Origin of the sequence: Kitasatospora sp. NPDC051914 (assembly GCF_040680995.1) — a bacterium.
GTDB lineage: Bacteria > Actinomycetota > Actinomycetes > Streptomycetales > Streptomycetaceae > Kitasatospora.
The window spans coordinates 1-11,873 of record NZ_JBFAXX010000118.1 but is presented as its reverse complement, the minus strand read 5'-3'; the positions used below and the strand labels follow the sequence as shown (position 1 = coordinate 11,873).

The following is an 11,873-nucleotide window of genomic DNA, read 5'->3' as shown; positions in this document are numbered from 1 at the left end:
CGGAACGGATCGGTGCGCATCAGCATCGCGAAACACCTCCACTGATCGATGGGTGCCAGTGCGCTTCACCTGAAACCGTTCTAACATGTCATCCAGACGATGACAACTTCCCGAGTCGCCAGGAGAGTGACAGATGTCGGACGAGCCCCCTCCCCCGGTCGGCTTCGCGTCCCTCCCCGCCGCGGCCGCCGCCCTCGCCGCCATGGACGACGCCGTCCGCACCGTCCGGAGGCCGGTCTCCCGCCCGGAACCGGGGCCACAGGCCGGTCCCGAACAGGCGCTCGCCGCCCTGCTGCTGCTGCGCGAACTGCGCACCGAACTCGCCGGCGGGGAGGCCGGCCTCATCGAGGCCGCCCGCGCCGCCGGGGCCACCTGGGCCGACCTCGCCCAGCCGATGGGCGTCGCCAGCCGCCAGGCTGCCGAGAACCGCTACCTGCGCCTGAAGCCCCAGCCCGCCGGAACGCCCGGCACCAGCACCGGCGCCCAGCGCGTCAAGGCCGTCCGCGACGACCGCGCGGCCCGGCGCACCGTCACCGCCTGGGCCCGCGACAACGCCGCCGACCTGCGCGTCCTCGCCGCCCGGATCACCGCCCTCACCGACCTGGCACCCGGCGCCCGCCCCGCCCGGACCGCCCTCACCACCGCCCTCGGCGCCCCCGACCCCGCAGACCTCCTCACCCCCCTCGCCGACATGCGCTCCCACCTCGCCCCCGGCCACCCCGACCTCACCGACCGCCTCGACGACCTCACCCGGCACACCGACCGCCTCCGCCACGACAGCAACCGGGACCGCGCCTGAACCCCGGCACCGACCGCACCGGCGGCGATCAGGGCGGGCAGCACGCCGCGCAGGTCAGGACGGCCGGCCCTCCCGGCACCTCGGAGGAGTGGGGGCGCGGTCGGCAGCAGGATTCGCCATGGCGTCGCCGCTCCCGCTCACGGCGCGGTCCCGCCGACCGCGGCCCGGGCCTGAAGGGCGTCCAGCACCGCCCGGTGCGCATCGTCGACCGCCACGTCCAGGTGCACGGCATCGGCGACGGCGCTCACGGTGAACGTGAAGAACGAGCAGCAGCCGCTCTCGCGGTCCGCCAGGTCGCGCACCTTCTCCTCGACGCCCTCGCCGCCGGCGAGGACCAGGCGCAGGCGCAGCGGGCCCGTCCGGTCGAGAGCGTGCAGGCGTTCGGCGAGCAGGGCGTCCCATGCGGCGATCCGCAGTGGCTGCTCGGCGGTGGGCAGGGTGCACGAGGCCGGCACCCGGGTCAGGCCGGTCACGGCTTCCTCCGATCCGTCCCCGTACGGCACCGGCGGGGACGTCTTCGACGGTAGGCCCGTACCCGGGTACCGGATGCAAGCGGCGGGGCCGGTCCGGTCAGACCGGCAGGCCGGCCAGTGCGGCGGCGATGCCGAGGGCGCCGGCGCCGAGGAGGCCGCTGACGACGCCTCGCTCGGCGGCGAGGAGCCAGAGCGCGGCTGCGGCGAGGACGGCGTACTGCCACGGGTGCTGGAGTGCGAGGGCCAGAGGAATCGCGGAGCCGGCGATGGCGCCGATCACCGCGGGGCCGGCACCGGTGAAGAAGCCCTGGACGCGGGCGTTCGCGCGGATCGCGTCGAAGCGGGGGCCGCCGAGGACGACGAACAGGAACGACGGTGCGAAGGCCACGGCCGCGGCGAGCAGCCCGCCGGGGATGCCGGCGGCCGCGTAGCCGACGACGGCGACGGTCTGCACGACCGGGCCGGGGGTGATCTGGCCGAGGGCGACGGCGTTGAGGAACTGGGCGTCGGTCATCCAGTGGTAGTGGTCGACGGCGTCGGCCTGCATGAGCGGGATGATGACGAACCCGCCGCCGTAGGACAGGGCGCCGACCTTGAACGCCACCCAGGCCAGCGCCAGCAGGCCGCCGGCGGCCGCGGGTGCGGCCAGGGCGAGGGGCAGCGGCCAGGACCTCTCGCGGGCTCGACCCGGCTCGCGGGCGGGCCGGACGCGGATCGCCGTCTCGATCAGGCCCGCGGCGACGAGGACCAGGACCAGCCACGGTCCGGTCAGCGCGGCCGCGGTGCCGCCGGCGAGGGCGTAGGCGAGCCAGCGGGCCCGCGCGGGGCGGGCGGTTCCGGCGCGCTGCCGGCTGGCGGGGATCAGCGCGGTGGCGGCCTGGACCGCGACCGCGGCGACGGCGGCGCCGGAACCCGCCGCGGCGCCGCGCGCCCACAGCGGCGGACTGCCGGCCAGGAACAGCGCCGACAGGGCGAGGATGAGGACCAGGCCCGGGACGATGAAGCAGAACCCGCCGATCAGCGCGCCCGCGAGGCCGCGCAGCCGCCATGCGGTGAAGATCGCCAGTTGGGTGGAGGCCGGTCCGGGCAGCAGGTTGGTCGCGGCGATGCCGTCCTCGAACTCGGCCGCCGCGATCCAGCCGCGGCGCTCCACGCACAACTGCCGCAGCAGCGCGATGTGGGTGGGCGGGCCGCCGAACCCGATGCAGCCGATCCGGCCCCACTCCCGTGCGATCGTCCCCAGCCCGACCCGCACCGGCTCCCGTTCCTGCCCGTCACCCACCCGAGGTTCCTTCCTGTGTCCGCGCCCGTCGCCGGGCCGGGGTGGAGGCTACCGGGCGGGTGTGAACGCGGTGTGGCGGAGGTCCGCCGGGGCGGCACCGAGGGGCAGGAGCCCGGTGCGCCTCGTACGAACGAGTGGTCTGGCGCGGAAGTGGCGGACGCGGAACGGTTCGACCACGCCCCGTGCGCGTCGCGGGTGTTAGCTTCGAACTCCTCGTCGGATTCCGGCCGACGCCTGCCGACGGCCCGGCGACAACGCGGCCGTTGGCGGTTTTCCCCGTCCGATCGGCGTCGTGAGGTGGGCCAGGTGGGTGTGTGGTCGCGGCGCGCGGTGCTGGCCGGCCTCGTCTCCTCGCCGGTGATCGCGGCCGGCTGCATCGCCGGCACTGCTACGCAGAAGGCGCCGTCCGACGAGGGAGCCGGGAGCGGCGCGGCGCTCGGGGAACCGGCGCCCGCCGGGTACCGGCGGCTGCCGATCCCCCCGGCGGCCGAGTCCCGTACGGAGAACGGCGTGCGGTGGTTCACGCTGGAGGCACGGCCCGGCCGCTGGAACATCGTGGCCGACCGCACCACCCCGACCTGGGGCTACTCGCAGGACCTCCTCGGGCCCACCCTGCGCGCCCGCAGGGGCGAGACGGTGGGGGTCCAGGTGCGCAACCTCCTGCCCGAGACGACCTCCGTCCACTGGCACGGCATGCACCTCCCCGCCCGCTTCGACGGCGGCCCCCACCAGCCGATCGCCCCGACGGAGACCTGGGAGCCGTCCTGGGTGATCGCCCAGCCCGCGGCGACCCTCTGGTACCACCCGCACCCGCACGGGTCGACCCAGACGCACACCTACCGCGGCCTGGCCGGCCTGTTCCTCGTCGACGACGAGACCGGCGACGGCGCAGGGCTGCCGAACGAGTACGGCGTCGACGACCTCCCCGTCATCGTGCAGGACAAGAAGCTCAACCCGGACGGCACCCTGGACGAGCGCGAGGACACGGGAACCGGACTGGTCGGTCCGACGGTGACGGCGAACGGGATCACCGGAGCGTACGCCCCGGTGGTCACCGACCGGGTGCGCCTGCGCATCGTCAACGGCTCGACGATGCGGGTCTACAACCTGGGTCTGGACGACAACGGCGAATTCGAGGTGGTGGCCTCCGACGGCGGCCTGCTCGCCGCACCCGTACGGCTCCGCCGCCTCGTACTGACCCCGGGGGAGCGGGCCGAGATCGTCGTCCGCATGCAGGCCGGCCAGCAGCGCACCCTGCGGTCCTTCCCCGTCCCGGTGCGCGGCGGGAAGGGCCGCGGGCCGTCCGCCGGCGCCGCGCAGGGCGAGGAGTTCGAGATCCTGCTCCTGAGTCCGCAGCCGCGGCTCCGCCCAAGCACGGCGACGCCCTCGGTGCTGGCCGCGATCCCGCCCCCCGCGACGCGCGCCTCCGTGACCCGGACGTTCGAACTGGACGGCAACTCGATCAACGGCCTGCCGATGGACATGGACCGGATCGACGCCACCGCCACCGTCGACGTACCGGAGATCTGGACGGTGACCAACACCCACAACCGGGTGCACAACTTCCACGTCCACAACAACCACTTCCAGGTCCTCGCCGTCAACGGCAGCCCTCCCCCGCCGGAACTGGCCGGATGGAAGGACACGGTCGCCGTGCCGTCGTCCGGTTCGGTACGCCTCGCCGTGGTCTTCCGCGACTACGCCGACCCCCGGAACCCGTACATGTACCACTGCCATCTGATGCGCCATGAGGACGACGGGATGATGGGCCAGTTCCTGGTCGTCGGACCGGGGCAGCAGGCCGACTGAGAACTCCCCGGTTCGCCGGACCTCGGCCCGACGGGCAACAGCGGTGGCCTACACCCACGCCACCACGCAGCTGGGGCACCTCTCCATATCCGACTCCGACCGGCCCTCTTGGCTTCGTTGTTACGCCCTCGCGGCCCCGGAGCGCCGCCCTTTCGCGCCGTGCCGCCGGACGACGGTGCCCCCACCCCATCGTCAACGGAGCAAGAGAACCGATGCAGCATCACACCCCCGCCACCGAACGGCGACCGCGTTCCGCGTCCGCCCGCTGGATCCTGACGGCCCTCATCGCCCTGTCCCTCGGGCTGACGCCCGCCCCCGCACACGCAGCGAGCCTCCAGGAGGTCGGCCGATTCGGCAGCAACCCCGGCAACCTGCGGATGTTCCGCTACGTGCCCGACGGCCTGCCGGCCGGACGTCCGCCGGCGGTCGCCCTGCACGGCTGCGACCGGTCCGCCGCCGCGTTCGACGACGAGACCGGCTGGACGAAGTGGGCCCAGCAGTACGGCTTCGCGCTCCTGCCGCCGCAGCAGAAGGCGATCAACAACCTCAACTCCTGCTTCAACTGGTTCCAGCCCATCGACACCACGCGCGGCTGGGGCGAGGCCCTGTCCGTCAAGCAGATGGTCGACCGGATGAAGAGCGACACCGGCAGCGACGCCGCCCGCGTCTACGTCACCGGTCTGTCGGCGGGCGGCGCGATGACCTCCGCCATGGCCGCCTCCCACCCGGACGTCTTCGCCGGCGCGGCGGTGGTCGCCGGAATCCCCCACGACTGCGCCCGCAACGCGCTCACAGGACTCACGTGCACGAGCCCCGGCATCGACCTCGGCCCGCAGCAGTGGGGCGACCGGGTGCGAGCCGCCCACCCGGGCCATGCCGGACCGTATCCGACGATGTCGGTGTGGCACGGGTCGGCCGACACCACCGTACGGCCCGTGAACCTCACCGAGATCGTGGAGCAGTGGACCAACGTCCACCACACGGACGCGATCGCGGACACCAGCGACACCGTCCAGGGCTATCCGCACCACGTGTACCGCGACGGCACCGGCCGGGCCGTGGTCGAGAGCCACTCCGTCACCGGCATGACACATGGCCGGCCGGTCGACCCGGGCAGCGGCGCGGCGCAGTGCGGAGTCGCGAGCCGGTACATCCCGGACGCGAACATCTGCGCCTCCTACTGGATCGGACGGTTCTGGGGCCTGACGTCCTGAGAACGCGCCGCCCCGGACATCGCAGCCGGGCCGGCCCGGTACCCGTGTCGGCCCGACCCGCTGCCGCCGGTGCCGACAGGTTCCCGCTCGCGTCGAGATCGGCCTCGGCGATCGGGGCGTCGACGCCGATCCCGGCGATCCGGATCCGCGTCGGCCTGGAGAACGCCGTTCCCGGCACGGCGGATTCTGCGCCGGGTGGAGTGGTACGCGGTGTCGGCAGGGGATGGCACCACGCGTCGGCGGGCGCTCCCCCGGAGAGCGCCCGCCGGCCGGCGTGGGCCGGTCACTCGGCGCTGCCGCCCCGGCGTCGGCGCAGCACGATCGCAGCGCCGGCGATCCCGCCCACGGCGAGCGCGCCACCGGCGGAGCTCTTGATCACGTCCACTCCGGCGACCGAGCCCCCGGTTCCCGCCAGGGTCGACTTCGGTACGAACGCGGAGGTCGCCGGGACGAGGCTCTTGGGGCAGGTGACCACAGCGCTGGCGCCCCCGAAGCTCACCTCGACGCCGCCGTTCTGCAGGGGCGGGAACTTCTTCCCGGTGTCGAGGGTCTTGAACTCGGCCCCGGCCGGTGTGGTGAACCTCGTGCCGGGCCCGTCGGTCTGACGGAACTTGCCCTCGGTGTCGGCCACCACCACCTGGTTCTCTGCGAAGCAGACGATGATGTCCCCGCTCCGCACGACGAGGTTTCCGCTCTCGGTGCGACCCTTGAACGGCGAGGAGACCCCGTCCGCGTACGCGGGGCCGCCGAACAGGAAAACTGCGGCCAGAGCCCCAGTTGCTACCGTCGTGGCGATTCTTCTGCTGGTCAGGGCTGACATCCGCACTCCTTGTACGTCACGGGCGGCAGGATCTCCGCCGCACCCGAGCATGAGGATTCGCGGGGGCGGCTGCTCGCCGGTGCAGCCGAACGGGTAATGAGCGCTTGGCGACCCTCCTTCGGCGGCCCACCGCAACGCATCGATCACCGCATGCGAACCGTGCGCAACACCTTTACGCGCACCCCAACCACCGCTACCTTGCAGCAAAATCCTGCAAGCACTTGCAGGAAGTCGGTGCGGCCGCCCGGGCATCCGCGGCTGCTCCCCCACCCCGACTTCAGGAGTTGCCATGCCCTTGCCCAGCCGTGCCCGCAGCCGGAGAGCGACCCGCCTCGGATCGCTCGCCTTCGCCACCGCGACCGCGCTGGCCACATCCCTGGCCGGCCCCGGAGGCTTTGCTCCTCCGGCTGCCGCCGTCTCCAGCCCGGCCCTCGGCGCCCGTTACGACGGCACCGGGACGGGCGTCGACTTCCGGCTCTACTCCTCCCGGGCCACCAGGATCGAGCTCTACCTGTACGCGGCGGCCTCCGGCAGCCAGGAAGCCGCCAGGATCACGCTGGTGAAGGACGCCGCGACGAACGTGTGGTCGACGAGCGTGCCGGTGGCGACCCTGCAGGGCCAGTACGGCATCACCGGCCCGGTCTACTACGGCTACCGCGCCTGGGGGCCGAACTGGCCCTACGACCCGTCCTGGACGAAGGGCTCCTCGGCAGGCTTCGTCTCGGACGTGGACGCAGCCGGCAACCGGTTCAACCCGAACAAGCTGCTCACCGATCCGTACGCACTGGAGCTCAGCCACGACCCGCTCACCCCGGGCGGCCCGTCGAAGACCGTCTACGGCACCGGCCCGCAGTACCGCGCCGTCGACGACGGCGCGCAGGCCCCCAAGGGCATCGTGCTGGCCGCGGACACCACGGCCACCGGCAGCAAGCCGACCCGGGCGCTGAAGGACGACATCGTCTACGAGGTCCACGTCCGCGGCCTCACCAAGAACGACCCGAGCGTCCCCACGGCCCATCAGGGCACCTACAAGGGGGCGGCGTCGAAGGCCGCCCAGCTGGCCGCGCTCGGCGTGACGGCGGTGGAGTTCCTGCCCGTGCAGGAGACGCAGAACGACACCAACGACGCCGACCCCACCGGCACCACGGGCGACAACTACTGGGGCTACGAGACGATCAACTTCTTCGCCCCCGACCGCCGTTACTCCTCCGACAAGAGCCCCGGCGGGCCCACACGCGAGTTCAAGGAGATGGTCAAGGCCTACCACGACGCCGGGATCAAGGTCTTCACCGACGTCGTGTACAACCACGCCGCCGAGGGCGGCCCGTGGAACGCCGGCGACAAGAACACGTACAGCCTGCTGAACATGCGCGGCCTGGACAACCCCACGTACTACTCGCTCACCGGCGACATGCAGGCCTCCTGGGACAACACCGGCGTCAACGGCAACCTCAACACCTACAACCCCACCACCCGCAACCTCGTCGTCGACTCCCTCGCCCACTGGAAGGACACCCTGGGCGTCGACGGCTTCCGCTTCGACCTCGCCCCCGTCCTCGGCAACACCTGCCAGCACGGCTGCTTCCAGTACAGCCGCACCGACCCGAACACCGCCCTCAACAAGATCACCGCCGCCATGCCCGGCCGCCCCGCGGCCGGCGGCACCGGCACCGACTGGATCGCCGAGCCGTGGGCGCTCGGCGCCGGCACCTACCAGGTCGGCAACTTCCCCAACGGCTGGTCGGAATGGAACGACAAGTTCCGCGACACCGTGCGCCGCGACCAGAACGCCATGGGCAGCGAGAACGTCACCCCGAGCGACCTGGCCACCCGCTTCGCCGGCTCCTCCGACCTCTACCAGGCGGCCGGCCGCAAGCCCTCGGCCTCCGTCAACTTCGTGGTCGCCCACGACGGGTTCACCCTCAAGGACCTCTACTCCTGCAACGGCAAGAACAACAACCAGGCCTGGCCGTACGGCCCCTCCGACGGCGGCTCGGACTCCAACATCTCGTGGGACCAGGGCGGCAGCGCCACCGAGCAGCGCAAGGCCGCCCGCAACGGCCTCGCCCTGCTGATGCTCTCTGCCGGCACCCCGATGATGACCGGCGGCGACGAGTACCTCCGCTCGGTCAACTGCAACAACAACCCCTACAACCTCGACTCCTCCGCCAACTGGCTCACCACCTCCTGGACCCCGGACCAGAGCACCTTCCGCACCTACGCCCAGCGCATGATCGCCTTCCGTAAGGCCCATCCCGCGCTGCGCCCCGCGGACTTCTACTCCGCCACCGACGGCAACGGCAACGGCATGGGCCAGCTCGACTGGTTCACACCCGCCGGCACCGCCCCCGACGGCACCTACTGGGGCAACGCCAACAACCACGCCCTGGCCTGGCGCTACGACGGCACCGAACTCGGTGACCCCAACAGTGCCGTCTACGTCGGTTACAACGGCTGGTCCGGCGACGTGGACTTCACCCTCCCCTCCCCGGGACCGGGCAAGAACTGGTACCGCGTCACCGACACCTCGGCCTGGGCCGAAGGCACCGACCAGGTCGCCCAGCCCGGCACCGAGGCCCTCATCGGCGGCGCCGGCACCGTCTACCGCCTCCACGGGCGCGCCGTCCTCCTCCTCGTCGCCAAGTAGCCGGCGGCCGTCCCACCGTCTGCTCCAAGAAGCCGAGCAGCCGGTGAGGCACTGAACGGGGCCCTCCGCGCGCCGCCTGGCGCGGAGGGCCCCGACGGGCCGGGACCAGTGGGAAACCCGGCCGCGGACAGTGACGCCGGGGCCCGGCGAGCGCCGGGTCAGCGGGCCGGGGACGCGGCGGTGCCGTCGTCGGCGCGGTGGTCGAGGCGGACGGTGACGTCGACGACGCCGTCCACGCTCCGGCACAGCCGCTCCAGCACGGACACCAGGCTGCGGCGCTCGACCGTGCCGCTCAGGGTGACCCGCCCCTCGTCCACCCGGACGTCGATGCAGTCCGGGGAGAGTCCCAGGATGCGGTCGAGGACGTCCTGGCGGATCTCCTCGCGGATCGCGCGGTCCGGGCGCAGGAAGACGCGCAGCAGGTCGCTCCGGCTGACGATGCCGATCAGTCGCCCGGCCTCGTCGACGACCGGGAGCCGCTTGAGGTGCTCGCGCTGCATCAGGCGGGCGGCCTCGACCACGGTCCACTCGGGCCGGGCGCAGACGGCCGGGCCGTTCATCAGGCCCTCGGCGGTGGCGGCCCGGCTGCGGGCGCGCTCGCGCGGCGCCAGAACCGGGGTGAGCAGCAGGCCGGCCGGGTCCTCTTGGGCCGCCTCGTTGAGCAGCAGGTCGGCCTCGGAGACGATTCCGAGCGGCCGGTCCTCGCGGTCCAGAACGGGTACGGACGTGATGTCGTGCTCGGCGAGGAGCCGGGCGATCTCCTTGAAGCCCGTCCCGGGCCGCACGTGGACGACGGCACGGGTCATCAACTCGCCCACGATCCGGTGTCTCATGGTCGGCTGCCTCCTTGTCGGTGGGACCGTCGGGGTCACCCGACGGGCTGTCGGACCTCGTGGTGGCGGACCACGACGACCGGGCAGGACGCGTGCTGGACGCAGTGCTGGCCGACGGATCCCAGCAGTGCGCCGGTGAAGCCGCCGTGTCCCCGGCTTCCGACCACCAGGAGGTCGGCGCCTCGTGCGGCGTCCAGCAGAACCGGCACCGCGCCGCCCTCCACGACCCGGGCGCCTATCCAGACCGGGCGCTGCGGGTCGCTCACCTCGGCGATGGCTTCGTCGAGGATCTTGCGCGCGATGCCGGCGCCGAACCCGTCGTCGGCGGCCGGTCCGGTCCAGCCGGGGGTCACGGGAAACTGCCAGGCAATCACTGCCTCGACGACGGCGCCGACCTCATGGGCCTGGCCGACGGCCCAGCGCAGTGCGTCGATCGAGGACGGCGATCCGTCCACTCCGGCCACGATCCTGCGCCGCGTCACGTCCTGCTCGGTCATGGTGTTCCTCTCTCTTCTCGCGGTCGTCTCCACTCTCCGCCGACCGGGGCCGGCGGCGAAGGGCCGGAGGGGCACCTACGGGCGGGACCTTCAGCCCCGGGCGGCACGGCACCGGTGCTCCACCGGTCGGACGCGTGGAGGCCGTGTGCGGTGAAGACGGCGCGGGCGGCGGCGGTCCGGTCGGCGGTGGGTGCCGGGATGTCGGCGAGCAGCGTGCCCGGGGCGGGCAATGGGGGTACACCGGGGGCCGAAGGTCCCGTCCTCGTCCGGCCCCGGGGGACACGGCCACGGCCCGGACCGCTGGGCGGTCCGGGCCACGGGGGGGGTGCGGACGGACTCACTCGTGCGGCACGACCGCGACCGGACCGTGGGCGTGGTGCAGCACCGTGTGCGCGGTGCCGCCGAGTCGCGGCGCCGCGGGGAGCAGCCTCGGTGTCCGGCGGCCGAGCACCACCAGGGCGGCCGAGCGCGACGCCTCCGCCAGGGCGCGTCCGGCCGGCCACCCGGTCACCTCGGCCTCGGCCCTGACCTCGGGGTACTTCTCCCGCCAGCGCGCGAGCGCGTCCTGGAGCCGCACCAGCTCGGACGCAGCCACCGACGCCCTGATCTCCGGCTGCGCCATCGGAGCGTCCGTCACATACGGTCCGGCAGGAAGGATCAGGCTCTCCATCGCCCGCAGACCGACACCGCGCTCGGCCGCCTGTGCGAAGGCGAAGGCCAGGACCTCGTCGCAGGGCCGTCCGCCCTCCACCCCGACCACCACGTCGCCGCTCGCACGCCCGCCGTCCGCACCCGCCCGGACCAGGACCACCGGGCAGGCGGCGTGGGCCGCCGCCTGCAGCGCCACCGATCCGACGAGCAGCCCCGTGACCCCGCCCAGACCGCGCGAGCCCAGTACCAGCAGCCCCTCGCGCTCCCCTGCGGCGACGAGCGCGTGCGCCGGGCTCCCGGGCACGTGCTCGCAGTGGATCTCCAGGGCGGGCAGTGCGTCCACGAGACGGCCGCGCAGCACGCGGACCGCCTCCGGCAGCGACTCGGCCGGATCCCCGGGCTGCTCCGACAGCGGGGTCTGCGGACCCCCGGCGTGGACCATCCGCAGCACCCGGCCGCTGCGGTGGGCCTGCTGCGCCGCCCACTCGGCCGCCGCCGTGCTCTCCGCCGAACCGTCGACCCCCACCACCACGGACTGAGCCATGATCACAACCTCCTTCGCTCGGCGCCGCGCGGCACCGGTGCGCGCGACCTCGTGTCTGCAGGACAGGTTCTCGGCGGACGCCCGCCGGCCACAGGGGCCGGGAAGCCCCGGCCCCGGCCCGAAGGTCCCGGGTCCGGGGTCGTCCTCACGCCTCCGGCACGACGGCGACGGGGCAGGCTGCGTGGTGCAGGACGGCCGCGGTCCGGGCGGGGAGCAGGTGGGGCATCAGCGGCAGGGCGTGCAGGACGCGGAGCGGGCGGTCCCGCAGCAACGCCTCGCGGGCGGCCCAGTCGGCGGCCGCCAG

The 11,873-nt window shown here is 73.5% G+C and carries 10 protein-coding genes; 4 read left to right on the top strand and 6 right to left on the bottom strand.

Annotated features, from left to right (window positions below):
- Positions 1 to 133 precede the first annotated feature (133 nt).
- Complete coding sequence (locus AB0M03_RS38405; RefSeq protein ID WP_363501046.1) at positions 134 to 799, top strand: hypothetical protein; 666 nt, start codon at positions 134 to 136, stop codon at positions 797 to 799.
- Between the two features lie 137 nt (positions 800 to 936).
- On the opposite strand, the gene AB0M03_RS38400 is transcribed toward AB0M03_RS38405, so the two are convergent.
- The gene (locus AB0M03_RS38400) at positions 937 to 1,272 is read right to left on the bottom strand and encodes a hypothetical protein (RefSeq protein ID WP_363501043.1); all 336 of its coding nucleotides are present in this window, start codon (positions 1,270 to 1,272) and stop codon (positions 937 to 939) included.
- 97 nt (positions 1,273 to 1,369) lie between these two features.
- On the bottom strand, positions 1,370 to 2,554 hold the full coding sequence (chrA, locus tag AB0M03_RS38395) for a chromate efflux transporter (protein ID WP_363501040.1): 1,185 nt from the start codon (positions 2,552 to 2,554) through the stop codon (positions 1,370 to 1,372).
- A gap of 306 nt (positions 2,555 to 2,860) precedes the next feature.
- On the opposite strand from chrA, the gene AB0M03_RS38390 reads away from it, so the two are divergent.
- Together AB0M03_RS38390 and AB0M03_RS38385 are read left to right on the top strand one after the other, a co-directional pair.
- The gene (locus AB0M03_RS38390) at positions 2,861 to 4,363 is read left to right on the top strand and encodes a multicopper oxidase domain-containing protein (protein ID WP_363501037.1); all 1,503 of its coding nucleotides are present in this window, start codon (positions 2,861 to 2,863) and stop codon (positions 4,361 to 4,363) included.
- Positions 4,364 to 4,575: 212 nt separating this feature from the next.
- Complete coding sequence (locus tag AB0M03_RS38385; RefSeq protein WP_363501034.1) at positions 4,576 to 5,577, top strand: PHB depolymerase family esterase; 1,002 nt, start codon at positions 4,576 to 4,578, stop codon at positions 5,575 to 5,577.
- 283 nt (positions 5,578 to 5,860) lie between these two features.
- On the opposite strand, the gene AB0M03_RS38380 is transcribed toward AB0M03_RS38385, so the two are convergent.
- On the bottom strand, positions 5,861 to 6,397 hold the full coding sequence (locus tag AB0M03_RS38380; protein ID WP_363501031.1) for a hypothetical protein: 537 nt from the start codon (positions 6,395 to 6,397) through the stop codon (positions 5,861 to 5,863).
- A gap of 289 nt (positions 6,398 to 6,686) precedes the next feature.
- Here AB0M03_RS38380 and AB0M03_RS38375 point away from each other — a divergent pair, with 289 nt between their 5' ends.
- Positions 6,687 to 9,044 carry an isoamylase gene (locus tag AB0M03_RS38375; RefSeq protein WP_363501029.1) on the top strand — a complete coding sequence of 786 codons (2,358 nt, stop codon included), beginning with the start codon at positions 6,687 to 6,689 and terminating at the stop codon, positions 9,042 to 9,044.
- A gap of 158 nt (positions 9,045 to 9,202) precedes the next feature.
- On the opposite strand, the gene AB0M03_RS38370 is transcribed toward AB0M03_RS38375, so the two are convergent.
- The 3 genes from AB0M03_RS38370 to AB0M03_RS38360 form a co-directional block, all read right to left on the bottom strand.
- Positions 9,203 to 9,877 carry a CBS domain-containing protein gene (locus tag AB0M03_RS38370; protein WP_363501026.1) on the bottom strand — a complete coding sequence of 225 codons (675 nt, stop codon included), beginning with the start codon at positions 9,875 to 9,877 and terminating at the stop codon, positions 9,203 to 9,205.
- A gap of 35 nt (positions 9,878 to 9,912) precedes the next feature.
- On the bottom strand, positions 9,913 to 10,374 hold the full coding sequence (locus AB0M03_RS38365; protein ID WP_363501023.1) for a universal stress protein: 462 nt from the start codon (positions 10,372 to 10,374) through the stop codon (positions 9,913 to 9,915).
- A gap of 337 nt (positions 10,375 to 10,711) precedes the next feature.
- Entirely contained in the window at positions 10,712 to 11,569 is an 858-nt protein-coding gene (locus tag AB0M03_RS38360; protein WP_363501020.1) for a universal stress protein, read from the bottom strand.
- Between the last annotated feature and the right edge of the window lie 304 nt (positions 11,570 to 11,873).